This window comes from Streptomyces sp. AA4, assembly GCF_000158875.1.
In the GTDB taxonomy this organism is placed as follows: Bacteria; Actinomycetota; Actinomycetes; order Mycobacteriales; family Pseudonocardiaceae; genus Amycolatopsis.
In genome coordinates, this window is sequence record NZ_GG657746.1 from 4,615,787 (window position 1) to 4,640,192 (window position 24,406).

Consider the following 24,406-nt stretch of genomic DNA (forward strand, 5'->3'; position numbering starts at 1 on the left):
CGAACCGCAGGGAGGCTTCGTATCGGGGTTGGGGGGAGGGCTGGGTGCCACGCTGGCTGGGTGCGGCGGTGCGGTTTCAAGCCGTGAGGGGAACGCGTCTGGTGGGTTAGACGGTGCGTAGTGCTTGGACTGTGCGGCCGTCCAGGGTGGAGCGTCCGTTGAGGGCGGCCAGTTCCAGTACTACTGATACTCCGGTGACTGTTGCGCCTGCGTCTTCCAGGAGTTTCGCGGTGGCTGCCACGGTGCCGCCGGTGGCCAGGACGTCGTCCATTACCGCGATTCGCTGGCCCGTTTTCACTACGCCTGCGGGGAGTTCGACGCTTGCGGTGCCGTATTCCAGCGAGTAGTCCACGCGTCCGGCGACTGACGGGAGTTTGCCGGGCTTTCGGACCAGCACCACGCCCATGCCGCGGGAGTAGCCGACGGCCGCGGCCAAGAGGAAGCCGCGGGCCTCGACTCCGGCCACCAGGTCGGCGGCCGGGTCGAGGGTGGCTGCCAGAGCGTCGGCGACCGCGGCGAAGCCGGGGCCGTCGGCGAACAGCGGGCTCAGGTCGCGGAACAGGACGCCGGGTTCCGGGAAGTCCGGGACCTCGGCGATCAGGTCCAGTGCCTCGTCGAGCTTCATCGGGGTCAGCGCTTCTTCTTCCCCGACGGACGCTGCTTCGGGTGCCGGGCCGGGACGCCGGCCGCGGCGGCCATGGCCTTTTCCTTGCGGAGTTCGGCGGCCAGCTGCTCCTCGTCGTTGGCGTCGAAGTCGTCGTCCGCTTCGCGCTTCGCGGCCTTCGCGCGGCGGGCCGCCACTCGCTCGGCCTGCTGCCGGTACTGCGGGTCGCGCATCTTGAAGTCGACCAGCAGCGGCGTCGCCAGCGCGACCGACGACAGGACGCCCACCAACGTACCGGTGAGCTGCACCAGCGCCAGGTCCTGCAGCGTGCCCGAGCCGAGCAGGACGTAGCCGACGATCAGCAGGCCCAGGATCGGCAGCAGGGCGATGAACGCGGTGTTGAACGACCGCATCAGGGTCTGGTTCAGCGCCAGGTTCGCCGCCTCCGCGTACGTGCGCCGCGAGAGGCCGAGCAGGCCGCGGGTGTTCTCCCGGACCTTGTCGAACACCACCACGGTGTCGTACAGCGAGAACCCGAGAATCGTCAGCAGGCCGATCACCGTCGCGGGCGTGACCTCGAAGCCCACGAGCGAATACACGCCCGCGGTGACCACGATGTCGTGCAGCAGCGAGATGAGCGCCGCGAACGCCATCCGGGTGTCGAAGTAGATCGCCAGGAAGATCACGACGGCGACCAGGAACACGGCGAGCGCGATCAGGGCCTGGCGCGAGATCTCGTCGCCCCACGAAGCGCTCACCGCGCTGTCGCTGATCGCCTGTTCGCTGGACTTGCCGTTGCTGCCGATCGGGCCCAGGTCCTCGAAGATCTGCTTCTTGACCTTCGCGACCTGGTCCGCGGTCAGCGTTTCGGAGCGGGTCTGGATCGTCGCCGCGTTGCCGGTGCCGACCGTCTGCGTCTCCGCCGGAGCCTCGCCCAGCGCGGTGTTGAACGACTTGATCACCTGGTCCTGGGTGATCTGGCCGTGCGAACCGTGCGCGGGCAGCTGGATCTGCGTGCCGCCCTCGAACTCGATGCCCACGTTGAAGCCGCGGAAGACCATCGAGCCGATGCACACCAGGAGCAGCAGCGCGAAGAAGATGTACCAGCGCTTGCGCGAGCCGACGATGTCGACCGCGCCGGTGCCGACGTAGAGCCGGTGGAAGAAGCTTTCCTTCTTGCCGGGCTTGGCCGCGGTGGCAGCGGTGCTGCCCGAGCCGTTCGAGCCCTCCGGGCTGTCCGACGTCACGCCTGCGGTTTCGTCGCTCACGTCAGGCCTCCTTCACGTTCGCGCGACGGCCGGGAGCGGGGCGCGTGGACTTGCGCTGCGAGCCGAGCTTCTGGACGGCGCCGAGGCCGAGATTCCGGGGATTGGACAGGAACTTCGACTTCGAGGTCGACACCATCGCCACGAGCGGATGCGTGACCAGGTAGACGACCACCAGGTCGAGCACCGTCGACATGCCGAGGGTGAACGCGAAGCCCTGCACGTCGCCGACCGCGATGATGTACAGGATCGCGGCGGCGAGGAAGCTGACCGCGTCCGAGGCCAGGATCGTGCGCCTCGCCCGCGCCCAGCCGCGCGGCACCGCGGACCGGAACGTCCGGCCCTCCCGGATCTCGTCCTTCAATCGTTCGAAGTAGATGACGAACGAGTCCGCCGTGATGCCGATCGCGATGATCAGGCCGGCGACGCCCGCGAGGTCGAGCGTGTACCCGATCCAGCGGCCGAGCAGCACCAGCACCGCGTAGACGAGCAGGCCGGACAGCACCAGCGACCAGATCGTCAGGATGCCGAGCAGCCGGTAGTAGAACAGGCAGTACACGAACACGACCGCGAGGCCGATCGCGCCGGCGATCAGGCCCGCCTGCAGCGAGGCGTAGCCCAGCGTCGCGGACACCGTGGTGGCGTCGGACGAATCGAACGACAGCGGCAGCGAACCGTACTTGAGGATGTCCGCCAGGTTCTTCGCGTCGGTCTGGGTGAACTTGCCGGTGATCTGCGTGTTGCCGCCGAGGATGGCGTTCTGCACGGTCGGCGCGGACACCACGTCCGTGTCGAGCACGAACGCCGCCTGCTTGCCGATGTTGGCCGACGTGAAGTCGCCCCAGGTCTTGCCGCCCGCGCTCTTGAAGCTCAGGTCGACGATCCACTGGCCGCGCTGCTGGTCGTAGCCGGAGTTGGCGTTCGCGATCTCGGTGCCGGGGATGATCTCCGGGCCGAGCACGTACTTGGTGGCGTTCTTGTCGCCGCAGGTGACGAGCGGCTGGTTGGGCAGGTCGTTGCCCTCCAGCGGGTCCGCGACGTTCGGCGCGCAGGTGAGCGCGGCGAGCGCCTTCTGCTGCGCGGCCTGCGCGGCGGCGGCCTCCTGCTGGTTCTTCGGGTCCTTCGGCAGCAGCGCGGGAGCCTGGCGCACGGCGCGGGCTTCCTCGATCGGGTTCTTGCCCGCGTTCTGTCCGCTGGCCGGGGCCGAGGGGGTCGTGCTCGGCGGCTGCTGCGCCGGGGCGCCCGCCGCTCCCCCGCCGCCGGCGGGCTTGCTCGGCGCGGTCGCCGGGGCGCTCGGGGCGCCGGAAGCGGGAGCCGAAGGTGGCGCGGCCGGGGTGTTCGGGACCGAGGTGATGACCTCGCGGATCCCGAGCTTGGCGGTCCGGCCCAGGTTCTTCGCCTCGTCGCCCTGCTCGCCCGGCACGGTGATCACGATGTTGTTGCCGTCGAGCACCACCTCGGTGCCGCCGACGCCGATCCCGTTGACGCGGGTCTCGATGATCTGGCGCGCCTGGTTCAGCGAATCGCGGGTGGGCTGGCCCCCGTCGGGCGTCCGCGCGGTGAGCGTGACCCGGGTGCCGCCCTGCAGGTCGATGCCGAGTTTCGGCGTCGCTTTGCCGCTGCCGGTGAAGAACACCAAGGCGTACAGCACGACCACGATCAGGGCGAAGAAGGCGAGATAGCGTCCCGGGCGGAGATGCCCGGCCGATGGTGCCACTGTGCTTCGGTCTCCTCGAACTGGCACGGACTGGATGGACCCCGAGTGGTTCGGGTGCGCGAGCCGGAAGGGGCCCCCGGACGCGGCTGGTCGTGAACTATGACGGCGGACACGCACGCAGCACCGAGACAGTACTCGGTGCTGCGTGAGCCCGCCGTTCGCCCGTACCGACTTTCGTAGGCTGTGGGCGGATCACTGCCCGCGGAAGTGCGGAGGCTACTTCTTCCCGTGCTCGAGCGGGGGCGCCACCTGCGCACCGGAGGTCTGCTTCTCCTCGGCGGAGATCGACTCCTGGGCCGGGGCCTCCGAAGAAGCGGCCAGGGCCGACTCGACGCCCGCGACGTCGGCCGGGTCCTCGTTCTCCTCGGTCTCGACGACCGGCTCGACCTTCTCGCGGACCGCGAGGCGCAGCCAGGTGGTGACGACGCCCGGCGCGATCTCGATGTCGATCGTGGTCTCGCTGCTCGTGTCGGCGACCGTGCCGTACAGGCCCGACGTGGTCATCACGCGGTCGCCCGGGGCGATGCTGTTCTGCATCTCCTGCTGAGCCGCCTGCTGCTTCTTCTGCTTGCGGGTGCCCATGACGAGCGGCACGGCCACTACGAGCAGCAGCAGCAACGGCAGCAGTAACTGGTTCATGACTCTCCTCGACGGACGCCTTTCTCGGCTGCCCGCGTCCGGTTTCGACGGATGTGCTGTGTTCGAGTGTGCCAGGTACCGGCGGAAACGCCACCACCCGGGCCGCTGTCCGCCCTTGTCAGGCCTGGTCGAACAGCGTCGGACCGCCCGGGTCGGGCCGTCCCGCTTCCGGGGGCGGCACGAGTCCGAGGTGGTGCCACGCGGCCGCGGTCGCGACCCGGCCGCGCGGAGTGCGGGCGAGCATACCGGCCCGGACCAGGTAGGGCTCGCACACCTCCTCGACCGTCGTGGCCTCCTCGCCGACGGCGACCGCGAGCGTCGAGATGCCCACCGGTCCCCCGCCGAACGAGCGGGTCAGCGCGCCGAGCACGGCCCGGTCGAGCCGGTCCAGGCCCAGCTCGTCGACGTCGTAGACCTTCAGCGCGGCCTGCGCGACCTCCAGGGTCACCTTGCCGTCGGCGCGCACCTCGGCGTAGTCGCGGACCCGGCGCAGCAGCCGGTTGGCGATGCGCGGGGTGCCGCGCGAACGGCCGGCGATCTCGGCGCAGCCGTCGCGGTCGATCTCTATGCCGAGGATGGTCGCGGCGCGGCGGACGACCAGCTCCAGCTCGGCCGCGGAGTAGAACTCCATCTGGCCGGTGAAGCCGAACCGGTCGCGCAGCGGCCCGGTCAGCGAACCGGACCGGGTGGTGGCCCCGACCAGCGTGAACGGCGCGATCTCGAGCGGGATGCTGGTCGCGCCCGGTCCCTTGCCGACGACGACGTCGACCCGGAAGTCCTCCATCGCGAGGTACAGCATTTCCTCGGCGGGCCGGGCGATGCGGTGGATCTCGTCGATGAACAGCACGTCGCCGGGCGCGAGGTTGGACAGCATCGCGGCCAGGTCGCCGGCGCGTTCCAGGGCGGGCCCGGACGTGATCCGGATGGCCGCGCCCAGTTCGGCCGCGACGATCATCGCCATGCTCGTCTTGCCGAGGCCGGGCGGGCCGGACAGCAGCACGTGGTCCGGCGGCACGTCGCGCCGCCGGGCGCTCTCCAGCACCAGTTCCAGCTGCTCACGGACGCGTTCCTGGCCGACGAACTCGTCCAGTTTCCGCGGCCGGAGCGACGTTTCCAGGTCGCGTTCGCCGGTCTGGGCGAGCGCGGACAGCGTTTCGTCGCCCGCCTCGTACCCGCCGGTGTCGAACTCGGTCACTTCGTGGTTCATCGGCGGCTACCGCTTGCGGCCCAGCGCGGCCAGCGCCGCGCGCAGCACCGACGACGTGGTGTGCCCGTCGCCCTCGGACAGCACCTTGTCCACCGCCTGCTCGGCCTGTTTGGCCGGGAAGCCCAGCCCGGCCAGCGCTTCCACGACCTCGCCGCGCAGCGCGCCGGGCGCGGTCACCACCGGGGCGTCGCTGGCGCCGCCGAGCGCGGTGACCTTGTCCCGCAGTTCGAGGCTGAGCCGCTCGGCGCCCTTGCGGCCGATGCCGGGGACCTGGGTGAGCACGGTGATGTTGCCTTCGACGAGCGCCGCGCGCAGCTTGTCCGGCTCCAGCACGGCCAGCGTCGCCAGCGCGAGCCGCGGCCCGATCCCGGACACGGTCTGGAGCAGGCCGAACAGCTCGCGCGCGTCCTCCTCGGCGAACCCGAAGAGGGTCAGCGAGTCCTCGCGCACGACCAGCGCGGTGTGCAGCCGCGTCTGCTCGCCGCGGCGCAGCGTGGCCAGCGTCGCCGGGGTGGCCTGCACGGCGAGGCCGACGCCGCCGACCTCGACCACCACGTGGTCGAGCCCGACGGACAGCACTTCGCCGCGTACCGAGGAGATCATCGTCGTGCTCCTGTTTCGTTCCGCTTCGTGGTCGTTCCGGCCGCCTTGGCCGCGGCCGCCAGCCGGGCCTTGTGGGCGCGGACCAGTTCGGCCGCGCGGGCCTCGGCCTCGGCGAGCCGGACCCGCATCGGCTCGCGCCAGAGGTGGCAGATGGCGAGCGCGAGCGCGTCGGCCGCGTCCGCCGGGTGCGGTTTGACCTCGAGCCCGAGCAGCCGCATCACCATTGTGGTGACCTGTGCCTTGTCCGCGCGGCCCGACCCGGTGACCGCGGCCTTGACCTCGCTGGGCGTGTGGAAGACGACCGGCAGCCCGCGCCGCGCCGCCGCCAGCGCGACGACCCCGCCCGCCTGCGCGGTGCCCATCGCGGTGCGGACGTTGTGCTGCGCGAACACCCGCTCGACGGCCACCGCTTCGGGCCGGTACCGGTCGAGCCAGCGCTCCACCTCGTCGGCGACGCCGAGCAGCCGCTGCGCGAGGTCCTGGTCGGCGGGCGTGCGCACGACCCCGACCGCGACCGGGCGCACCGACCGGCCCTTGCCGCCGTCGACCACGCCGAGGCCGCACCTGGTCAGACCGGGGTCGACCCCGAGCACCCGCACCGTTTCTCCTTCGCCCGCGCGAACATCAGTTCGAGATGCAGGCTAACGGTCGGCGGGCGCGGCCCGGCGGACGGACACGCGCAAACGGCGGGCGAGGTGGACGCGGCCTCCGCTCCGCGAGCACGATGGGGGCATGCCGGGACCGGAGGATTACGTCGCGCACCTGGGCTTGGCGCCGCTGCCGGTGGAGGGCGGCCGGTTCGCGCAGAGCTGGCGCGCGGACGAGGGTTCGGCGATCTATTACCTGCTCACCGCGCCGGAGGTCTCCGCGCCGCATCGCCTCAACCGGGTCGAGGTGTTCGTGCACCACGCGGGCTCGCCCGCCCGGATGCTTCTGCTCCATCCGGACGGCACGGTGACGCGCCCGGTGCTGGGCAGCGACGTGGCCGCCGGGGAACGCCCGCAGGTGGTCGTGCCCGCGGGAACGTGGCAGGCGACCGTGTCGCTGGGCGCGTGGAGCCTGCTCGGGACTGTCGTGGTGCCGCCCTATACCGACGACTGCGTCGAGTTCGCGGACCCGGCGACGCTGGCCGAGCGGTTTCCGGACGCCGCCTCCGATCTGGCCGCGCTGGGCTAGCCGCTGTGCCGGAGACTCGGTCTTCAGGTACGTGAGGGGAACCCTGAGGGAATCAGAGTCAATGAGGGTGGCCCTCACGTACCGCGAAACCGGGCCGCGGTTAGCCGGTCAGGGGCCGTCGACGCCGGGCGTCCAGCTCTCCGGGTCGCCGCTTTCGGTGAGCACCGGCTGCCATTCGGCGAAGCCCTCGGGCGCGTCGGCGTGCCACGGGAAGTGCCCGTCGGGCGTCGCGACGATCATCTGCAGCGCCGGGAAGTCGCCGTCCGGGTAGACGAGGAACGCGGACCCGAAATACTCCGGGTAGTGGCCTTTCGCGACGCGTTCGAAGACGACCGGCGCGCCGTCGAAGAAATCCTCGTAGCGTTTGCCGACCTCGAAGATCTCGCCGTTGGCGGAACGGTCGACGTACGCGTCGAGCAGCACCGGGGCCATGTGGTCGGGCAGTCCGATCACGACGGCCTCGGGCACGTTGTGCAACGCCCACGCGCACGCGGTGAAGCAGTAGCCGGCCCCTTGGTCGTCGGCGGGCACGGCGATCACCGCGTTGCCCCGTTCCCGCGCCTGGGTTTCGATCCAGGAGATGAGGCTCTGCTCTTGCTCGGTGAGGGCGGAGGTCGTCACGGGCGACATTCTGCCCCACCCGCGCGCCCGAGCCCAGTCCCCGCGCCGGTCATTTTCCGCCCGTCCCAAGGATTTTCGCGTTTTCCCTTGTGCGGCAAGGGGAAACGCGGACGAAAACGGCCGCGCCCCGGAGTGGCAGGGGCGCGGCCGTGTCGTGTCGCGATTGGATCAGTCCACCGCGGCCATGACTTCGTCCGACACGTCGAAGTTCGCGTAGACGTTCTGCACGTCGTCGCAGTCCTCGAGCGCGTCGATCAGCTTGAAGACCTTCTTCGCGCCCTCGACGTCGAGCGGCACGCTCACCGACGGGAGGAAGGTCAGCTCGGCCGATTCGTACTCGAACCCGGCCTCCTGCAGCGCCTTGCGGACCGGGACGAGGTCGGTGCCCTCGGAGACGATCTCGAAGTTCTCGTCGAGGTCGTTGACCTCCTCGGCGCCCGCGTCGAGGACCGCCATGAGGACGTCGTCCTCGGTCGCGTCCCCCTTGGGCATGATCACGACGCCCTTGCGATTGAACATGTAGGCGACCGAACCCGGGTCGGCGAGCGAGCCGTTGTTGCGCGTGAGCGCGGTGCGGACCTCCATCGCGGCGCGGTTCTTGTTGTCGGTGAGGCATTCGATCAGCACCGCGACGCCGTTGGGGCCGTAGCCCTCGTACGTGATGGTCTGCCAGTCCGCGCCGCCCGCTTCCTCGCCGGCGCCGCGCTTGCGCGCGCGCTCGATGTTGTCCTGCGGGACGGAGTTCTTCTTCGCCTTCTGGATGGCGTCGTACAGCGTGGGGTTGCCGTCCGGGTCCCCTCCCCCGGTCCCGGTGCGGGCGGCGACCTCGATGTTCTTGATCAGCCGCGCGAAGAGCTTGCCCCGCTTGGCGTCGAGGTTCGCCTTCTTGTGCTTCGTCGTGGCCCACTTGGAGTGGCCGCTCATCTTTCCTCCATCTGTTCCCGCGGCCGCGTGCCTCCCGGCGCGGCCGCCGCAATCCTTGCTCAGGCTTTCCGCACGAGCTCGACGAACAGCCGGTGCACGCGCTCGTCCCGGGTAATCTCCGGGTGGAACGCCGTGGCCACCACCGCCCCCTGCCGGACGGCGACGATCCTATCGGCCCTCGGCCCCTCCGGCGGGTCCTCCGGGTCCGGCACGGTGGCCAGCACCTCGACGCCGTCCCCCGCCTTCTCGACCCACGGGGCCCGGATGAACACCGCGTGCAGCGGCCCGCCGGGCAGGCCGGCGAACGGGAGGTCGGCCTCGAAGGAGTCGACCTGCCTGCCGAACGCGTTGCGCCGCACGACCACGTCGAGGCCGCCGAGCTGCTGCTGGTCCGGGCGCCCGTCGAGCACCTGGCGGGCCAGCAGGATCATCCCGGCGCACGAGCCGAACGCCGGCAGGCCGCCGGCGATCCGCTCGCGCAGCGGTTCGAGCAGCTCGAAGGTCTCGAGCAGCCGCGACATCGTGGTGGACTCCCCGCCGGGCAGCACCAGGCCGTCCACTTCGGACAGCTCGGAGGGGCGGCGCACCGGAACCGCGCGGGCCCCCGCGCTCTCCAGCATCGCGACGTGCTCGCGCACGGCGCCTTGCAGGGCGAGCACGCCGACCGCCGGCCGTGCTCCCGTAGCTGTCGCCACCGAACCTCCCGTGAGACGTTCACATCAGCTTAGGGGGGCCGCTCCGAGCGCAACCGGGCAGGTCAGGCGGGCCGCACCGGGGCCGCCGCCCGCCCGGCGGCCCGTCCTGGACCGACGTGAAGTGGACTGCTGAAATCTGTCGCCAGTGGCCACCTCGAAGGTGATCTCCACTGGCACCGGGACCGCCGGTTTTCGGAAGGCCGGTCCCGTCTCCCATGGTAGGCCGCCCGGGAAGCCCCAGGTCAACGCTTCCCGCCGGAAAAGTGACCGAGCCCAAGCGGATCTCTCCGCACGTGAAGTGGCCTTCCGAGATAGCCGCGCAATGGCCTGCCTCAGCGGTCCACCGCCGTCTTACGCTGGAGGAGAAGACCACTTCAGCTCCCCCGAGAAAGGCCCGCAAGGTGTCGCAGCAGCAGAACGCCGAACCCCAGACCGTCACCGGCACCGCGAAGGTCAAGCGCGGCATGGCGGAGATGCTCAAGGGCGGCGTGATCATGGACGTCGTGACCGCCGACCAGGCCAAGATCGCCGAGGACGCGGGCGCGGTCGCCGTCATGGCGCTGGAGCGCGTCCCCGCGGACATCCGCGCCCAGGGCGGCGTCGCCCGGATGAGCGACCCGGACCTGATCGACGGCATCATCGAAGCGGTGTCGATCCCGGTCATGGCGAAGGCGCGGATCGGCCACTTCGTCGAGGCGCAGGTGCTGCAGTCGCTCGGCGTCGACTACATCGACGAGTCCGAGGTGCTCACCCCCGCCGACTACGCCAACCACATCGACAAGTGGGCGTTCACCGTGCCGTTCGTCTGCGGCGCGACCAACCTGGGCGAAGCGCTGCGCCGGATCACCGAGGGCGCGGCGATGATCCGTTCGAAGGGCGAGGCCGGCACCGGCGACGTCTCGAACGCGACCACGCACATGCGCAAGATCCGCGCCGAGATCCGCCGCCTCCAGTCGCTGCCCGAGGACGAGCTGTTCGTCGCGGCCAAGGAACTGCAGGCCCCGTACGAGCTGGTCCGCGAGGTCGCCGAAGCAGGGAAGCTGCCGGTCGTCCTCTTCACCGCGGGCGGCATCGCCACCCCGGCCGACGCCGCGATGATGATGCAGCTGGGCGCCGAGGGCGTGTTCGTGGGCTCGGGCATCTTCAAGTCCGGCAACCCGGCGCAGCGCGCGGAAGCGATCGTGAAGGCGACCACGTTCCACGACGACCCGGACGTGCTGGCCAAGGTGTCGCGCGGTCTGGGCGAGGCGATGGTGGGCATCAACGTCGAGGACGTGCCTGAGCCGCACCGCTTGGCTGAGCGCGGCTGGTAACCGTCTGCTTCATTCTTTACCCGCGGGAACGGTGGAGGGCGCCCCTGCCCTCCACCGTTCCCGCTGTCCGGCGGTTCCTCGTCCGGCCACTTTGGACACTGTCGGCGTCGTGGGCTACCCCGCGTCCTTCGGTACGAAGACGTGCCGCATTTCGCCGATGCCCTCGATGCTGGTGCGGACGATGTCGCCGGCAGCGAGGTACCGGGGCGGGGTGCGTCCCATGCCGACTCCGGCGGGGGTTCCGGTGAAGAGGAGATCGCCGGGGTGCAGCGTGCACACCGCCGAGATCCGCTCGATCAGCGCGCCGACGGGGAGGATCATCTGGCCGGTGTGCCCGTCCTGGACGAGTTCGTCGTTGACCCAGCACCGCAGCCTCAGCGGCGCCGAAAGGTCGATCTCGTCCGGAGTCACCAGCACGGGCCCGGTGGGACCGAAGCCCGGGTAGCTCTTGCCGAGCGAGAACTGCGGCGGCGTGCCGCTCATCTGCACGTCGCGGTCGCTGAAGTCCTGCCCCACCATAAGACCCGCGACGTACGTCCAGGCATCCGCTTCGGCGACGTCACGCGCCTCCCGCCCGATCACGAAAACCAGTTCGACCTCCCAGTCGACAGACGGCCCGCTGAGCCTGATCCGGCCGTGCGGGCCGGTCAGCGAATCGGCGAACTTCGTGAACACCGAGGGCACGCCGCCGGCGCGCAAGCCTGTCTCCGCCGCGTGCTCGGCGTAGTTGAGACCGACGGCGAAGACCTGGCGCGGCCGGGGAATGGGGGCACTCAGGTCCTCGGCTCGGTAGGGCACGGCGGCGTCGGCGGGTGCGGTGCCGGCCCACTCCAGGAATTCCGGCCAGCGGGCGAAGAGGCTCCCGGGCTCCGGTCCGAAGGTCCCGGCGCTGGCCTTCGCGATGTCGATCGCCAGGTCTCCGCGCACCAGGTGCGCCCGCCCGCCGAGATTGCCGATACGCATGCGGTTCCTCCAGATCATCTGCCCGGTGCCAGACCGGGCGCGGGGTCTCGACGGCGGCCGGGCTCGGTCACGTCCCCGGCACCAGGATCGCCCGCCCCCTGATCCGGTTCAGCGCCAGATCGTCGAACGCCTCGGCGGCCGCGTCGAGGGGGTAGCGGCGGGTATGCAGGGTCACCTTCCCGGCTTCCGCGAGCACCATGAGTTCGACCAGGTCGCGGTAGGTGCCGACCATGTTGCCGACGACGTTCTTCTCGCCCGCGACGGCGGCCGCGGTGGGGATCCGCAGCTCGCCGCCGTACCCGACGAGATACAGGGAACCGCCTGCCGCGGTCATGTCCCAGGCGTCGTTCTCCGCGCCCTGCTCGGCGACGAAGTCGAACACGACCTCGGCACCGCGGCCGCCCGTGCTGTCCAGGACCGCGCTCACCTGGTCGCCGTCGGCCAGGACCGTGACGTCGGCGCCGAGTCCGGCGGCGAGCGCGAGCGCGGCCCGGTCCCGGTCCACCACGACGATCCTCGCGGCGGTCAGCGCGGCGAGCACCTGGATTCCGATGTGGCCGAGGCCCCCGGCGCCCTGCACGACGGCCGTGCTGCCGGGCGGCAGCAGCGGAACCGCTTTGCGCACCGCGTGGTAGGCGGTGAGGCCCGCGTCCGCCAGCGCGGCGACGTCGGCGGGGTCGGTGGCCGAGCCGAGTTTGACGCACGCCCGCGCGGTCGTGCGCAGGTATTCGGCCATGCCGCCGTCGTGGTCGGACACCCCGGGGAACGCGGCCGCCGCGCAGGCCATGTCCCGGCCCTCCCGGCAGGCCGGGCAGAGCCCGCAGGAGGGCTGCGGGTGCAGGATCACCGCGTCGCCGACCTCGAAGCCGGCGACCCCGGCGCCGACCTCGTGCACCCAGCCCGCGTTCTCGTGTCCCAGCGTGTAGGGCAGCCGCGGGCCCATCGCGTCCGCCCACTGTCCCTCGATGATGTGCAGGTCGGTCCGGCACACTCCGGCGCCGCCGATCCGCACGATCACGTCCAGCGGTCCGGTCAGGACCGGCTCGGGAACTTCTTCCACCACAGGGGGCTTGTGGTAGTCGTGCAAGCGCACGGCTTTCATGCTTTTCCTCCTCGGAGACGGACGGATCAGGTCAGCGCGGCGGGGGTATCGGCCTTCGCGGCCGTCCGCGCCCGGCGACTGGGCGCGGTGATCAGGAAGACGGCGACGGCGGCCGCTGCGAGGGGCACGACGAGAAGCCCGAAGAGCGAGCGGGGCGACCAGGAATGGTCGAGCAGCAGCCCGGCGAGCATCGGCGCGGTCAAGGCCCCGACCCGGCCGAAGGCCATCGCCCAGCCGACCCCGGTGGCCCGTACCGGCGCGGCGTAGAGACCGGGCGCGATGCCGTTGAGGCCGTTGCCGGCGGCGTTGATGAACATCCCGACCGCGACCGCGGCGATCAGCGCGGCGGCGGCCGAACCGAGGAACAGGCTCATCGCCAGGTACGCCATTCCCGCCGCGAGGAAGCACCCGACCGTCAGCACCCGCAGCCGCGCCTTGAGGGCGAGCAAGCCGAACAGCAGAGTGCCCGCGATCCCGCCGAGGTTGAGCAGGAGCCCGGCGTTCATGCCCTCCTGGGCCGAGAAGCCGCTTTGCTGCAGCAGGAGCGGCGTCCAGCTCGCCGCGAAGTAGAAGCCCGCCATCATCACGAAGTAGGAGATCCACAGCAGGACGGTGCGCGCCGTGTCCCTGGTCAGCAGCGTCGTCACCCGCACCCGTTCCTCGCCGGGTTCGGGGCCGGGCAGAACGTCGACCGCGGGCAGCCGCATCCTGGACAGGAGCCGGTTGACCTTGCTCAGCGCGCTTCGGGGCCGGCGGCTGATCAGGTAGTCCAGCGACTCCGGCATCGCGGCGGCGACCGCGAACACCATGACCAGGGTGAGCACGGCGCCCGCGAAGAACGTGGCGCGCCAGCCGTATTCGGCGACCACGAGCTTGGCGACCGCGCCGCCGAGCACCCCGCCGAGGGGCAGCCCCATCCCGTACAGCGCGATCATCGTTCCGCGCAGCCGCCGCGGCGTGTATTCCGAGATGACCACGGGCAGGCTGGCCACCATGCCGCCGATGCCGAGCCCGGTGAGGAGACGGCATCCCGCGAGCACCGCGAAACCGGTGCTGAGCGCGGCCAGCGCCATGCCGGCGGTGCACAAGGCCAGGCAGATCAGTGTGAGCGGTCTCCGGCCGACGCGGTCGGCCAGCGGGGCGAGCACGGCCGAGCCGAGCGCCATCCCCACCAGGCCGCTGCTGAGCAGCACTCCCACCCGGGAATCGGTGAGCGCCCACTCGTGCGCCACGCCGGGCGCCGCGAAAGACATCACGAGGACGTCGAAACCGTCCACGAGATTGATCACGAGACAGATCGCGACGACCCTGATCTGGAACCGGCTCATCCCCGACCGGTCGATGGAATCCCGCACGGACATGCGTTCACCTCCCTGGCCGGCAGGCGGTCGCGTCGATCTCGACCAGAAGGTCTTCGCGCACCAGTCCCTGGACGATCAGCAGCGTGTTCGGCGGATACTCCCCCGGCGGGCAATGCCGGGCGAAGTACTCCTCGCGGGCCGCGTAGAAGTCGCCGACCTGGGCACGCGAGGTCAGATAGCTCACGAACCGCACGACGTCGCGGAAGGCGGCGCCCTGCGACTCGAGGATCGTGCGCACGTTCTCGTAGGCGCGCAGCGTCTGCGTCCGCACGTCCGGCCCGGCCACGGAATTGTCCTCGGCGATGCCGCACTGGCCGGCGACGAAGATCAGCTCGCCCGCTCTGGACACGTGGGAGTACGCGCTGAACGGCGCCCCGACTCCGGGCGGGTTCTCATAGCTCGGCGCAATGGTCATGGTGGTCCGTTTCTCCTTCGAGGTCGATCAGGCGGCGGCGGGTGCGTGGGCGCCGCCGGCGAGAATCCGGCCGAGCGCGGCGGACAGTTCGGCCCCGTCCCCGGCCTGGCGCGCCCGCCAGGCGACGTGTCCGTCCGGGCGGACGAGCACCGCCCCTTCCCGGCCCATCGACAGCGGCCCGAGCAGGTGCGGCAACCGCTTGACCCGCAACGGGACGACGGCCGCCGCCGCCAGGTCCTGGCCCGCGCGCTCCCATTCCTCCGCGTCCGGCCCGCAGACCAGCACGAACATCGTGTCGAACCAGTCGATGCTCGACTCCGTCTTCTCGACGTCGAGCCAGAAGTGCGGGAACCTCGCGCCGGGCCGGTCGGTCGGCCAGTAGTGCTGCGAGTCGTACGGCGGGATCGGCGAGCCGTCGTCGACGACCGCACCGCGGGCGTAGACGTATCCCAGCGTGTGGCCGTCGCTGTGCAGCTGCTTGTTCATGTCGATCAGCAGGTCGCGCCAGCGCTGCGGTTCCTCCTCGCGGCGCCGGAAGGCCTCGTCCATCTCGTCCAGCCGCGTCTGGTTGCGCACAGCGAAGTCGGTGTTGGACTGCGCGACCGGGCGGCGCTCGTCCTCGTAGGTGTCGAGCAGGACGTCCCCGGCCCGCCCGGACAGCACGGTCGCGAGCTTCCAGGCGAGGTTGTGCACGTCCTGGACGCCGGAGTTCAGCCCGTTGCCGCCCGCGGTCGGGAACCGGTGGGCGGCGTCCCCGGCGAGGAACACCCTTCCCTCGCGGAACCGCTGCGCGACCTGGGCGCTCATCCGCCAGTTCATGACGTTGATCCGCTCGACCTTCAGGTCGGGCATCTCCCACTGCTCCCGCACTTCTTCGACGAGGCGTTCCTCGGACAGCGGCTCCTCGCCTTCCCGCAGCTTCTGCACCGCCAGCCACCGGTCGCCGTCCGGTCCGGTGGCCAGGACGTTCACGTCGGGCCGGCTCCGGTCGCGCGGCCGGACCAGGAACCCGATCGCGCTGCGGACGTGCGGCAGGTGCCCGAGGTCGGCGCGGTAGTAGTGATTCGCCATCAGCGCCAGGGTTTCCGGCCCGTCCATCGGGATCCCGACGGCCTCGCGCACCCGGCTGTTCGCGCCGTCGCACCCGACGACGTACCGCGCCCGGACCTCGAACTCCTCGCCGTCGGGCAGCCGCCGCACCCGCGCCGTCACGCCGTCGGCGTCCTGGGCGAGGGACACGAGTTCGGCGGAGCGCCGCACCTGGGCCCGCGGCCGGGCGGACAGCGCGTCGTCCAGAGCCTCCTCCACCGCGTCCTGGGGCACGATCGACCTCGGCGCGGGGGTGTGCAGGCTCGGGCAGGGGTCGGTGTAGGCCACCAAGGGGCCGTTGAGACTCTCGCACCAGCAGGCCACGTCCGCGTCCGGCGGGAGACCCGCACGACGCACCCGGTCCTCGATCCCCCACTGCCGGAACAACTCCATCGTGCGCGGGTGACAGCCCCGGGCTTTCGGGTGCGTGGTCGTGGCCGGCCGGCGCTCGACGAGCAGGCTTTCCACCCCGAACCGGTCCAGCAGCAGCGCGAGGCTCATGCCGACCGGTCCGCCCCCCGCCACGAGAACAGGTACGTCGATCATCAGGATCTTCCTTTCCGAGGGGGCTCAGTCGACGTAGGACACCCGGGGCTTGCACCGGTCGTCCTCGAGTTCCGGCAACGTCACGACGCGCTCCTGCTCGAACGCGTCGGTGCGGGCAGTGACGAACGCGGCGTCCTCGGCGAGACTGCGGTTGTAGGACACGTGGGGGCAGAACGGCGGGATGTACAGGAAATCGCCGACGCCCACGACCAGGTCGTGCTCGAGTTCCTTGCCCCAGAAGAAATGCACGCTGCCGCGGATGCCGTACAGCGCCGACTCGTGCTCGACGTGGTAGTGGACGTTCGACTTTTCGCCGGGCCGCAGCGAAGTCACCAGGAGCGACAGGTGCTTCGACGGCGTGGTCACCCCGTTCACCCCGAAGAGCGCGTTGACGTCCTGCTTGGCTCGCTGCTCGCGCTCCGGGTGCACGAGGGTGACGTCGCCGTCCCATTCGACCGTGAATTCCATGTGCCGCAATTCCTCCTCGGATCGGCGGCGGACGATCAGCGGGTCCGCCGGTGAAGCTGGGGAAACGGTGCGCCGCGAACGGCTCCCCGGTCGAGGCGGGTGTGCAGAATTTGCACAGCGGGCGGCGATTTTCCCCGCTCTCCCGGGCATAATCGGCCGACGGCGTCGTCCCGGCTCAGCGCGGCGGCGCCCGTGCGCGGCGAGGAGGCGTGATGCGGTCGACGGAGACGCAGCGGGCTTGGGAAAGGTTCCAGTCCGGAGCACCGGCCTCGATCCGCCGGGAGATCGTCGCGTCGTGGCGCCGCTCCCGCAGCAGCGGCGTCGACCCGGACCGGCTGGACCTGGCGCACAGCGAGATCGACCCGCGCTCCCCGTTCGTCCGCGTCGCCGCGCCGGTGCTGCTCGGCATGGCCGACCTGCTGGCCGGCAGCTCCACCTCGCTCGCCCTCGCCGATCCCGACGGCATCCTGACCTGGCGCTGGGAGTCCGAGCGGACGCTCACGAGCGAGCTCGACCGGATCGAGTTCGAGCCCGGCTCCCAGATCGCCGAGCGCAGCGCGGGCACCAACGGCATCGGGGTCGCCACGACCACGCGCCACCCCTCCGTGGTGATCGGCGCCGAGCACTACAAGCAGCCGTGGCACCCGTGGGCCTGCGTCGCCGCGCCGGTGGTCCACCCGATCACCCGGCGCGTCGCGGGCATCGTGAACGTCGCCTGCCCCGCCGCGGACGCCAACCACCTGCTGCTGGTCGCCGTCCGGGCACTGGTCGACGGGGTCGCCGCCGCGCTGCACGAGGCCGCGACCGTCCGGCAACGGCGGATGCTCGACGCGCACCTGTCGATGCGCTCGGCGGCGGCCGGCCCGGTCGTCACCCTCGACCGCCAGACGATGATCGTCGAGGACGACGCCGCCGAACTGGGCCTGGACCGGCCGGGCCTGTGGGCCGCGGTGACGGAAGCCGGCCCGTCGGCGAACGAGATCGCGCTCCCCGACGGCCTGCGCGCACGCCTGTACCCCGTCGTCCCCGGCCGCCTCGAAGACGGCGTCGTCCTCGTGCTCACGCGCGGGACAGCTCTGGGCGGAGGCTCGTTCAAGCCCGGTCCCGCCGACCGCCTAGGCCCGCTGGAACAGGCCGAACTACGGGTCATCACCGACACGCTCGCCGAGTGCGGCGGCAACAAGTCCGAGGCGGCGGCCCGGCTCGGCATCTCCCGTGGCACGCTGTATCAGCGACTCCGCCGCTATCGCTTGAAGTGAGCCCGATCAGCGCACGCTTCCCGTCGGGCTCGTACCTCCACAATGGACGAACGGCACCCCTACCGCACCCCCTGAACGCCGGGAACGACCGGTATCCTCTCAATTACCAACGGTAACGTCGGCCGCATGAAAATCGGACTCAACATCGGTTATTGGGGCGCCGGAAACGACTCGACGAATCTCGAACTGGCCAGAGAAGCCGACCGGCTCGGGTTTTCGGTCGTGTGGGTGGCCGAGGCGTACGGGTCGGATGCCGCGACGGTGCTGGGGTGGCTCGCCGCGCGCACCAAGCGAATCGATCTCGGCAGCGCGATCCTGCAGATCCCGGCCCGCCGTCCGACGATGACCGCGATGACCGCCGCGACGCTCGACAATCTGTCCGGCGGCAGATTCCGGCTCGGACTCGGCGTTTCCGGCCCGCAGGTGTCCGAGGGCTGGTACGGCGTCCCGTTCGGGAAACCCGTGCAGCGCACGCGCGAATACGTCGACATCGTCGGGAAAGCCCTGCGCTACGAACGGGTCCGGCACGACGGCGCGCATTTCCAGCTTCCCCTCCCCGGCGGTCCCGGCAAAGCGCTGCCGCTGGCCGTGCCTCCCGTTCGCGAGCACATTCCGCTCTACCTCGCTTCTCTCGGCCCGAAAAACCTCGAACTCACCGGCGAAATCGCCGACGGCTGGCTCGGCCTGTTCTTTTCCCCCGGCCACGGGCGCGAATCCCTCGACCGGATCCGCGCCGGCCGCGCGAAGATCGGTGCGACGCTCGACGGATTCGACGTGGTGACCACCGCCCCGCTCGCGGTCGGCGACGACTGGCGGGCGGCGGCCGACTGCGCCCGGCCCTACGTCGCCGGGTTCATCGGCGGAGCGGGCAGCCGCGAGAAGAACTTCTACCGCGATCTCGCCGCCCGCATGGGCTACGCGGCCGCCGCGGACGAGATCCGCGACCGGTACCTGACCATGGACTACGCCGGGGCGATGGCCGCGATCCCGGCGGACTTCCTCGACGCGACCTCGCTTCTCGGCCCGAAGGAACGGATCGCCGACCGGATGCGCGCCCTCGCCGAAGCCGGGGTCACCACGCTCGCGCTCTCGCCGACGCACCCCGATCCCGAAGCCAGCAAAGCCGCCTTGCGCGTCGCGGCGGAAGCCCTTGCCGCGTCCGGGGTCGGGGACTGATCCACAATGGACCTCGGGTGCCGCTGTCGCAGCCGGACCGGCCCGTCACAGCCCTTTCAGGACACGATCCAGCGCCGCCCGGCCCGCGGGTCCCCAGTGCGGTTTGCCGCCCGGCAATCCCCGGTCCCCGTTCTGTCCCATGAGGATCAGGAAGAGACTCTTCATCGCCGCCAGCCCGCGGGCGCGCCGGATCGCCGGCTCGTCCGCCCGCGCGTAACTCTCGAAAAACCGCGCGGCGGTGCCCGCGGGCAGCAACACCCAGGCGGCGGCGAGATCCCACGCCGGATCGCCGGCGAACAGGTCGCCGAAATCCACGATGCCGGACAGGGTTCCTTGGGAGACAACGACATTCGCAGGATGAAGGTCGCCGTGCACCCACACCGGCGGGCTCTCCCACGCGGGGGCCGCGACGGCGTCGTCCCAGACCGCCCGGACGTCGGCTGCGAGGTCGTCGAGAGCAACCGCCTCGAGGAATTTCTCGAAGCCGCCGGTGCAGTCTCGGGGATGGGCCCCGCGGTCCGTGGCGATCGGCGCGTCGGCGGGGGCTTCCACGTGGAGCGCGCGGAGGAAGTCCGCGAGAGTGTCGGCCGCGTGGGTGCCGCGGCTGATCGTGCCGTGGTCGAGCGGTTCGCCAGGAACCCAGGTCATCACGGTCCAGTGCTTGGGGAAACGCTCGGACGGTTCGCCGTGCCGCACCGGCGTCGGCACCGGGAGCGGCAGGCGCGGAGCCAGGGCCGGCAGCCACTTCCGCTCCTTGAACTGCTGCGCCGAGGTGGGGTCCATGCGCTGCATGCGGACGGCCAGCTCGTCGCCGAGACGCCACATCTGGTTGCCCCAGCCGCCCGCCACCTCGCGGATCGCCAGACCGGCGAGGTCGGGATGCTGCTCCCGGAGCAGGTCCCGGACCAGCTCCGCGGTGAGGACGATTTCGGTGCCGGTCACGGGAAACGACAGTACCGAGGCCGCCGCCGGGTCAGCAGTCGCGTTCGTCGAGCCGGGCGCGGAGGCCGGTGATGATGTCGTGGGCGTCGGCGAGTTCGTCTTCCAGGCCGACGATCCGGGCCGCCGACGCGAGGGAATGGCCCTCGTCCAGCTGTTCGCGCAGCCGCAGCACGAGGGTCAGCTGGCGGCGGGAGTAGCGGCGATGCCCGCCGCCGGAGCGTTCGGGCCGCACCACGGCGGCGGTGTCCAGGCTGCGCAGGAAAGCCTGCTGCACGCCCAGCATCTCGGCGGCCTGCCCGGTCGTGTAGGCCGGGTAGTCCTGGTCGTCGAGGTTCTCGAGTCCGGTCACGCAACCTCCTGTCTGGGACAGACGATATCTGGACTCGAGGCTTGACACAATCTCCAGTCCGCGCTATAGAAATTTCTAGACGCGATAGCTGACCTGGGTGCCGAGAAGAACGTAGCCGGGGAGTGATCGACGATGCCGGACACCATCAGCCGCCAGGACGCGACCGCCCGCGAGTTCGCGGAGCTGATCTGCGCCGACCCGGCCTGGCTGCGCGCCGAGTTCGAGGCGATCGTGTCCGCTGGTTTCGGCGACGTCCCGGCGCTTCCGCCGGTGCCCGCCAACGATTCCCGTCCGCTGGACCCCGGGAAGACCGCCGCTGCGCGACGGGTCGCGGCGAGCGTGTGGCGGGCTTGGCCGCCGGAGCACCGGGAGCGCGCCCCTCCGCCGCCGAGCGAGGACACGAAAGCCGTGACATCGCTCGGGAGGTGATAACGCGCCGCGGCCGGACGGGGAGGTCTGCCACCACGGTTGGCCGAGAGGCTCGCACAGCCCCGGCACCGCGTCTCGTGACGTGGCCCCGCGACCGCCCCGGAGCACCGGCAGCGCTGACTTGCCGACAACTCATCACGATTGCTTTTCACCCGAACTGGTTCCGGCCCCGCCGCTGCGTCCGGCGGGGCCGCATCTCCGCGAAGACCGGCGATCCAGCAGCCGCGGATCGCGAAAATCTGCAGTCACGGGAACAGGATTTCAGAGCGAGTCGTTAGCAGAGTGGAGACCAAGCGAGCGCCCGCCCCGACGGCGGGCAGGGAAGGAGAAAGGGAGGCGCATGGTCATGTTGATGCGAACTGACCCGTTCCGGGAGCTCGATCGGCTGACCCAGCAGTTCTTCGGCGGCAACGGCACCACGACCCGTCCGGCGGTGATGCCGATGGACGCCTACCGGTCCGGCAACGACTACGTCGTGCAGTTCGACCTGCCCGGCGTCGCGCCGGAGTCCATCGACCTGGACGTCGAGCGCAACGTGCTGACCGTCCGGGCCGAGCGCAGGCCCGACTACGGCGAGGACGCGGAGGTCCAGGTCTCCGAACGGCCGCGCGGGGTCTTCTCCCGCCAGCTGTTCCTGGGCGACACGCTCGACACCGACAGCATCAAAGCCGACTACGACGCGGGCGTGCTCACCCTGCGAGTGCCAATCGCCGAACAGGCCAAGCCGCGCAAGATCGCCATCGGCGGCAGCGGCGAGACCAAGCAGATCCGCGCCTGACCGTCCCGAATCCGGCCCCGTCCCCGCGACGGGGCCACGCCTCTCCGGCCCGGCAGCGCTGGCCGGAGTTGTGTGCCGGAAATGCTTGCAGCTTCACGGTTTCCCCGGCTGTGACCGCCTCGGCAACACAAGCACGGGGCATTTCCAGTGAATTGCCGGCCCGCGGTTATCGGGCCGCTGGAGCGCGGCAATCCCACGGTACCGTCGATCGTCAGCCGTCCTTGCCACGCGCATTGGCGCATCGCTGGCCGCGCAACCAAAACCTTGGCCGCCTCCGGTCGGCGGTAGCGCCCCACCCCCGGGTTCCGCCACCCTGAACACCCGAGGACGGGAGGCGCCGGGTGAAGGTCGTCATCGTCGGGGCGGGCATCGGCGGGCTGACCGCGGCCCTGTGGCTGCACCGCGAAGGCCTCGAATCCACGGTGTACGAACAGAGCACCCGGATCGGCGAACTCGGCGTCGGGATCAACGCATTGCCGCACGCCGTCAAGGAACTCGCCGCGCTCGGGTTGCTCGACCAGCTGGACGAGATCGGCATCCGCACCCGCGAGCTGTTCTACACCCACCGGCTCGGGCAGGTCATTCTCCACAAGCCGTGCGGGCTCGACGCCGGATTCGCGCTCCCGCAGTACTGCTTGCACCGGGGCAGACTGCAGAACATGTTGCGGCAAGCCGTCCAAGACCGGCTCGGTCCCGATGCGATCCGAACCGGGCACCGGCTGACCGGGTTCGAGCAGGACGAGCGGGGCGTCCGGGTGCGCTTCGCCGAGCGGGATCGCGGCGAAGCGGTCACCGTGCCCGCCGACATTCTGGTGGCGGCAGACGGAATTCACTCGGCTGCCCGGTCCTTGCTGTTCCCCGCGGAGGGACCGCCGCGCTGGAACGGCGTCTTGATGTGGCGCGGCGCCACTGACTGGCCGGAATTCGGCGGCGGCGCTTCGATGATCGTTTCCGGCGGCACCGACGCCAAGCTGGTGATTTACCCGATCGGACCAGGAAAGACCGCAAGCACCCGGCTGACCAACTGGGCCGTCTGCATCCGCACCGGGCAGCCCGGCGACCCTCCCCCGGAGCGGCAGGACTGGGCCAAGCCCGGCGACCGATCCGAACTGGCCCGGCACGTCGGGCGGTTCCGCTGCCCGACGGTCGACCACGTCGCGCTGGCCGAGGCCACCGAGGAGATCTTCGAATTCCCGATGTGCGACCGCGATCCGCTGCCCGCCTGGTCGCACGGACGCGTGACGCTGCTCGGCGACGCCGCCCATCCGATGTACCCGATGGGGTCCAACGGCGCCGGCCAGGCGATCCTCGACGCGTCCAGCCTCGCCGCGCACCTGGCCCGGCACGCCGATCCCGCCGAGGCCCTGCGCGCGTACGAAACCGACCGGCTGGCGGCCACCAGCGAGATCGTGCTGCGCAACCGCCTGGGCGGCCCGGAAAACGTCATCGACGAGGTCGAACGGCGCGCGCCGGACGGGTTCGACCGCCTCGAGGACGTCATCGACGCGGCGACGCTCGAGGCGATCGTCAGCGGCTACGCGCAGGTTTCCGGCGCGTCCCAGCAGCAGGTGAACCGCGCCTGAGCCGGTTCAGGCTCCCTCCACCGAACCGGGCGGCAGGAAGTCGACGTCGTGCAGTACCGACACCCGGACCACCTCGGCCGGGTCCGTCAGGTTGTGCAGTTTGTCGAACAGCGACGCCAGCTTCCCGGCCGGGCTCACCCAGAACAGCCCCCGGGTCATGCCCTCGCTGCGGTTGTAATAGGCGTGCGGGAGCCCCTTCGGCATCCGCACGGTGTCGCCGGGACCGGCGGTTTCCCAGTGGCCGTCGAGGTAGAGCGTGAAAACGCCCTCCAGGATGTAGATGTGCTCGTCCTGAGTCGGATGGACGTGCGGGGGCACCCCGGTGCCGGGCGGGTCGAGGGTTTCAAACGCGAAACTCGACTCGCTGGCCGCCTTCATCGAGTAGGTGTGGCCGAGCACGTTCCACACCTTGCCCCGCATGCCCTCGCGGGCCGGCGTGATCCCCTTGGGCAGGGGACCGAGCACGATTTCCTCGCCGGACATCCGCACCTCCTGGCCGATGGTCTCTTCTTCTCCGGCAGAGACTCTGCGCTATCCGGGCGGCGGTGTACAGCCGCCAGCCGCGGAACGCCAGGACGCGCTCAGTTGTATTCGGAGATCTCCACCCCGAACGTCCCCGGCTCCAGCGCCTCGAAGATGTGCGGCACATCCCCCGGATAGCAGATGTAGTCCCCGGGCAGCAGCTCCACCGGGTCGTCCATGATGCCGATCCGCGCGCGGCCGGCGCACAGCACGGTGTGCTCGACGACGCCGCTCATGTGCGGGTCCGACCGCCGCGGGATGCCGGGCTCCGCGCTGACCAGGTAGATGTCCCGGCGCGCCGCGGACGGGCACGCCGACAGCAGGGTGCACGCGTAGTCGGCGTGTTCGGCGAACACCGTCGGGCCCTTGCCCGCGCGGATCACCTTCACCTCCTGCCGTTCCGGTTCGACCAACCGGGAAAACGGCACGTCCAGCGCGACGCCCAGGGCCCACAGCGTCTCCACGCTCGGGTTGCCCGCCCCCGATTCCAGTTGGGACAACGTGGATTTCGCCAGGCCGGCGCGGCGGGCGACCTCGGTCAGGGAGAGGCCGGCGCGGGCCCGTTCGCGGCGCAGGGACGCCGCGATGATGTCCAGCGGCGCGCCGGTGCTCTCGTTCGGCATCTGTGTTCGCTCCATCAGTCTTCTCGTTCGCCTTGAC

General features: G+C 70.9%; 27 protein-coding genes. 7 read left to right on the top strand and 20 right to left on the bottom strand.

Annotated elements, in window-relative coordinates:
- Positions 1–106 precede the first annotated feature (106 nt).
- The 7 genes from SSMG_RS21220 to ruvC form a co-directional block, all read right to left on the bottom strand.
- Complete coding sequence (locus SSMG_RS21220; RefSeq protein WP_009079309.1) at positions 107–625, bottom strand: adenine phosphoribosyltransferase; 519 nt, start codon at positions 623–625, stop codon at positions 107–109.
- A gap of 5 nt (positions 626–630) precedes the next feature.
- Positions 631–1,872, bottom strand: coding sequence for a protein translocase subunit SecF (gene secF / locus SSMG_RS21225; RefSeq protein WP_009079311.1), 1,242 nt, complete (start codon positions 1,870–1,872; stop codon positions 631–633).
- Position 1,873: 1 nt separating this feature from the next.
- Positions 1,874–3,586 carry a protein translocase subunit SecD gene (gene secD, locus SSMG_RS21230; protein WP_009079313.1) on the bottom strand — a complete coding sequence of 571 codons (1,713 nt, stop codon included), beginning with the start codon at positions 3,584–3,586 and terminating at the stop codon, positions 1,874–1,876.
- Positions 3,587–3,802: 216 nt separating this feature from the next.
- Positions 3,803–4,225, bottom strand: a complete 423-nt coding sequence (gene yajC, locus SSMG_RS21235) for a preprotein translocase subunit YajC (protein WP_009079315.1) — start codon at positions 4,223–4,225, stop codon at positions 3,803–3,805.
- A 118-nt stretch (positions 4,226–4,343) separates the two neighbouring features.
- Positions 4,344–5,432, bottom strand: coding sequence for a Holliday junction branch migration DNA helicase RuvB (ruvB, locus tag SSMG_RS21240; protein ID WP_050788240.1), 1,089 nt, complete (start codon positions 5,430–5,432; stop codon positions 4,344–4,346).
- Positions 5,433–5,438: 6 nt separating this feature from the next.
- Positions 5,439–6,035, bottom strand: a complete 597-nt coding sequence (gene ruvA / locus SSMG_RS21245; protein WP_009079318.1) for a Holliday junction branch migration protein RuvA — start codon at positions 6,033–6,035, stop codon at positions 5,439–5,441.
- Positions 6,032–6,634 carry a crossover junction endodeoxyribonuclease RuvC gene (gene ruvC / locus SSMG_RS21250; RefSeq protein ID WP_009079320.1) on the bottom strand — a complete coding sequence of 201 codons (603 nt, stop codon included), beginning with the start codon at positions 6,632–6,634 and terminating at the stop codon, positions 6,032–6,034. The genes ruvA and ruvC overlap by 4 nt, the downstream gene beginning before the upstream one ends.
- A gap of 133 nt (positions 6,635–6,767) precedes the next feature.
- Here ruvC and SSMG_RS21255 point away from each other — a divergent pair, with 133 nt between their 5' ends.
- The gene (locus SSMG_RS21255) at positions 6,768–7,211 is read left to right on the top strand and encodes a cupin domain-containing protein (protein ID WP_009079321.1); all 444 of its coding nucleotides are present in this window, start codon (positions 6,768–6,770) and stop codon (positions 7,209–7,211) included.
- Between the two features lie 108 nt (positions 7,212–7,319).
- Here SSMG_RS21255 and SSMG_RS21260 read toward each other — a convergent pair whose 3' ends face one another.
- The 3 genes from SSMG_RS21260 to pdxT all read right to left on the bottom strand — a co-directional run bounded on the left by SSMG_RS21260 (position 7,320) and on the right by pdxT (position 9,451).
- Positions 7,320–7,832, bottom strand: a complete 513-nt coding sequence (locus tag SSMG_RS21260) for a DUF4262 domain-containing protein (protein WP_199785948.1) — start codon at positions 7,830–7,832, stop codon at positions 7,320–7,322.
- Between the two features lie 168 nt (positions 7,833–8,000).
- On the bottom strand, positions 8,001–8,756 hold the full coding sequence (locus SSMG_RS21265) for a YebC/PmpR family DNA-binding transcriptional regulator (protein WP_009079324.1): 756 nt from the start codon (positions 8,754–8,756) through the stop codon (positions 8,001–8,003).
- 59 nt (positions 8,757–8,815) lie between these two features.
- Positions 8,816–9,451 (bottom strand): pyridoxal 5'-phosphate synthase glutaminase subunit PdxT, encoded by a 636-nt coding sequence (pdxT, locus tag SSMG_RS21270; protein ID WP_009079325.1) that lies wholly within the window; start codon positions 9,449–9,451, stop codon positions 8,816–8,818.
- A 401-nt stretch (positions 9,452–9,852) separates the two neighbouring features.
- Here pdxT and pdxS point away from each other — a divergent pair, with 401 nt between their 5' ends.
- Positions 9,853–10,764 (top strand): pyridoxal 5'-phosphate synthase lyase subunit PdxS, encoded by a 912-nt coding sequence (gene pdxS, locus SSMG_RS21275; protein ID WP_009079327.1) that lies wholly within the window; start codon positions 9,853–9,855, stop codon positions 10,762–10,764.
- 114 nt (positions 10,765–10,878) lie between these two features.
- Here pdxS and SSMG_RS21280 read toward each other — a convergent pair whose 3' ends face one another.
- The 6 genes from SSMG_RS21280 to SSMG_RS21305 all read right to left on the bottom strand — a co-directional run bounded on the left by SSMG_RS21280 (position 10,879) and on the right by SSMG_RS21305 (position 16,708).
- On the bottom strand, positions 10,879–11,727 hold the full coding sequence (locus SSMG_RS21280; RefSeq protein ID WP_009079329.1) for a fumarylacetoacetate hydrolase family protein: 849 nt from the start codon (positions 11,725–11,727) through the stop codon (positions 10,879–10,881).
- A 67-nt stretch (positions 11,728–11,794) separates the two neighbouring features.
- Positions 11,795–12,829: an NAD(P)-dependent alcohol dehydrogenase gene (locus SSMG_RS21285; RefSeq protein WP_009079331.1), complete on the bottom strand. Its 1,035-nt coding sequence runs from the start codon at positions 12,827–12,829 to the stop codon at positions 11,795–11,797.
- Positions 12,830–12,855: 26 nt separating this feature from the next.
- Positions 12,856–14,190 carry an MFS transporter gene (locus tag SSMG_RS21290; RefSeq protein WP_009079333.1) on the bottom strand — a complete coding sequence of 445 codons (1,335 nt, stop codon included), beginning with the start codon at positions 14,188–14,190 and terminating at the stop codon, positions 12,856–12,858.
- A gap of 4 nt (positions 14,191–14,194) precedes the next feature.
- The gene (locus tag SSMG_RS21295; RefSeq protein ID WP_009079335.1) at positions 14,195–14,605 is read right to left on the bottom strand and encodes a RidA family protein; all 411 of its coding nucleotides are present in this window, start codon (positions 14,603–14,605) and stop codon (positions 14,195–14,197) included.
- Positions 14,606–14,632: 27 nt separating this feature from the next.
- On the bottom strand, positions 14,633–16,240 hold the full coding sequence (locus tag SSMG_RS21300) for an FAD-dependent monooxygenase (RefSeq protein WP_009079337.1): 1,608 nt from the start codon (positions 16,238–16,240) through the stop codon (positions 14,633–14,635).
- 24 nt (positions 16,241–16,264) lie between these two features.
- Positions 16,265–16,708 (bottom strand): cupin domain-containing protein, encoded by a 444-nt coding sequence (locus SSMG_RS21305; RefSeq protein ID WP_009079338.1) that lies wholly within the window; start codon positions 16,706–16,708, stop codon positions 16,265–16,267.
- 212 nt (positions 16,709–16,920) lie between these two features.
- On the opposite strand from SSMG_RS21305, the gene SSMG_RS21310 reads away from it, so the two are divergent.
- Positions 16,921–17,967, top strand: a complete 1,047-nt coding sequence (locus SSMG_RS21310; protein WP_037714394.1) for a helix-turn-helix domain-containing protein — start codon at positions 16,921–16,923, stop codon at positions 17,965–17,967.
- Positions 17,968–18,093: 126 nt separating this feature from the next.
- Positions 18,094–19,143: an LLM class F420-dependent oxidoreductase gene (locus SSMG_RS21315; RefSeq protein ID WP_009079342.1), complete on the top strand. Its 1,050-nt coding sequence runs from the start codon at positions 18,094–18,096 to the stop codon at positions 19,141–19,143.
- 45 nt (positions 19,144–19,188) lie between these two features.
- Here the strand turns inward: SSMG_RS21315 and SSMG_RS21320 are convergent, their stop codons facing one another.
- Together SSMG_RS21320 and SSMG_RS21325 are read right to left on the bottom strand one after the other, a co-directional pair.
- Complete coding sequence (locus tag SSMG_RS21320) at positions 19,189–20,085, bottom strand: aminoglycoside phosphotransferase family protein (RefSeq protein WP_037714397.1); 897 nt, start codon at positions 20,083–20,085, stop codon at positions 19,189–19,191.
- 31 nt (positions 20,086–20,116) lie between these two features.
- Entirely contained in the window at positions 20,117–20,434 is a 318-nt protein-coding gene (locus SSMG_RS21325) for a helix-turn-helix domain-containing protein (RefSeq protein ID WP_037714399.1), read from the bottom strand.
- Between the two features lie 132 nt (positions 20,435–20,566).
- On the opposite strand from SSMG_RS21325, the gene SSMG_RS21330 reads away from it, so the two are divergent.
- The 3 genes from SSMG_RS21330 to SSMG_RS21340 all read left to right on the top strand — a co-directional run bounded on the left by SSMG_RS21330 (position 20,567) and on the right by SSMG_RS21340 (position 23,224).
- On the top strand, positions 20,567–20,863 hold the full coding sequence (locus SSMG_RS21330) for a hypothetical protein (RefSeq protein WP_009079348.1): 297 nt from the start codon (positions 20,567–20,569) through the stop codon (positions 20,861–20,863).
- A gap of 346 nt (positions 20,864–21,209) precedes the next feature.
- Complete coding sequence (locus SSMG_RS21335) at positions 21,210–21,641, top strand: Hsp20/alpha crystallin family protein (RefSeq protein WP_009079349.1); 432 nt, start codon at positions 21,210–21,212, stop codon at positions 21,639–21,641.
- A gap of 341 nt (positions 21,642–21,982) precedes the next feature.
- Positions 21,983–23,224 carry a flavin-dependent oxidoreductase gene (locus SSMG_RS21340; protein WP_009079351.1) on the top strand — a complete coding sequence of 414 codons (1,242 nt, stop codon included), beginning with the start codon at positions 21,983–21,985 and terminating at the stop codon, positions 23,222–23,224.
- A gap of 6 nt (positions 23,225–23,230) precedes the next feature.
- On the opposite strand, the gene SSMG_RS21345 is transcribed toward SSMG_RS21340, so the two are convergent.
- On the bottom strand, positions 23,231–23,707 hold the full coding sequence (locus SSMG_RS21345) for a cupin domain-containing protein (protein ID WP_037714401.1): 477 nt from the start codon (positions 23,705–23,707) through the stop codon (positions 23,231–23,233).
- 98 nt (positions 23,708–23,805) lie between these two features.
- Complete coding sequence (locus tag SSMG_RS21350) at positions 23,806–24,384, bottom strand: helix-turn-helix domain-containing protein (RefSeq protein ID WP_286156968.1); 579 nt, start codon at positions 24,382–24,384, stop codon at positions 23,806–23,808.
- Positions 24,385–24,406: the final 22 nt, after the last annotated feature.

Excerpts from the sequence above, each read along its gene's own strand:
- SSMG_RS21220 (WP_009079309.1), bottom strand. The coding sequence starts at position 625 with ATGAAGCTCGACGAGGCACTGGACCTGATCGCCGAGGTCCCGGACTTC.
- yajC (WP_009079315.1), bottom strand. The coding sequence starts at position 4,225 with ATGAACCAGTTACTGCTGCCGTTGCTGCTGCTGCTCGTAGTGGCCGTG.
- ruvB (WP_050788240.1), bottom strand. The coding sequence starts at position 5,432 with ATGAACCACGAAGTGACCGAGTTCGACACCGGCGGGTACGAGGCGGGC.
- ruvA (WP_009079318.1), bottom strand. The coding sequence starts at position 6,035 with ATGATCTCCTCGGTACGCGGCGAAGTGCTGTCCGTCGGGCTCGACCAC.
- SSMG_RS21255 (WP_009079321.1), top strand. The coding sequence starts at position 6,768 with ATGCCGGGACCGGAGGATTACGTCGCGCACCTGGGCTTGGCGCCGCTG.
- SSMG_RS21265 (WP_009079324.1), bottom strand. The coding sequence starts at position 8,756 with ATGAGCGGCCACTCCAAGTGGGCCACGACGAAGCACAAGAAGGCGAAC.
- SSMG_RS21280 (WP_009079329.1), bottom strand. The coding sequence starts at position 11,727 with ATGCGTATCGGCAATCTCGGCGGGCGGGCGCACCTGGTGCGCGGAGAC.
- SSMG_RS21285 (WP_009079331.1), bottom strand. The coding sequence starts at position 12,829 with ATGAAAGCCGTGCGCTTGCACGACTACCACAAGCCCCCTGTGGTGGAA.
- SSMG_RS21290 (WP_009079333.1), bottom strand. The coding sequence starts at position 14,190 with ATGTCCGTGCGGGATTCCATCGACCGGTCGGGGATGAGCCGGTTCCAG.
- SSMG_RS21295 (WP_009079335.1), bottom strand. The coding sequence starts at position 14,605 with ATGACCATTGCGCCGAGCTATGAGAACCCGCCCGGAGTCGGGGCGCCG.
- SSMG_RS21300 (WP_009079337.1), bottom strand. The coding sequence starts at position 16,240 with ATGATCGACGTACCTGTTCTCGTGGCGGGGGGCGGACCGGTCGGCATG.
- SSMG_RS21305 (WP_009079338.1), bottom strand. The coding sequence starts at position 16,708 with ATGGAATTCACGGTCGAATGGGACGGCGACGTCACCCTCGTGCACCCG.
- SSMG_RS21310 (WP_037714394.1), top strand. The coding sequence starts at position 16,921 with ATGCGGTCGACGGAGACGCAGCGGGCTTGGGAAAGGTTCCAGTCCGGA.
- SSMG_RS21315 (WP_009079342.1), top strand. The coding sequence starts at position 18,094 with ATGAAAATCGGACTCAACATCGGTTATTGGGGCGCCGGAAACGACTCG.
- SSMG_RS21330 (WP_009079348.1), top strand. The coding sequence starts at position 20,567 with ATGCCGGACACCATCAGCCGCCAGGACGCGACCGCCCGCGAGTTCGCG.
- SSMG_RS21335 (WP_009079349.1), top strand. The coding sequence starts at position 21,210 with ATGTTGATGCGAACTGACCCGTTCCGGGAGCTCGATCGGCTGACCCAG.
- SSMG_RS21345 (WP_037714401.1), bottom strand. The coding sequence starts at position 23,707 with ATGTCCGGCGAGGAAATCGTGCTCGGTCCCCTGCCCAAGGGGATCACG.
- SSMG_RS21350 (WP_286156968.1), bottom strand. The coding sequence starts at position 24,384 with ATGGAGCGAACACAGATGCCGAACGAGAGCACCGGCGCGCCGCTGGAC.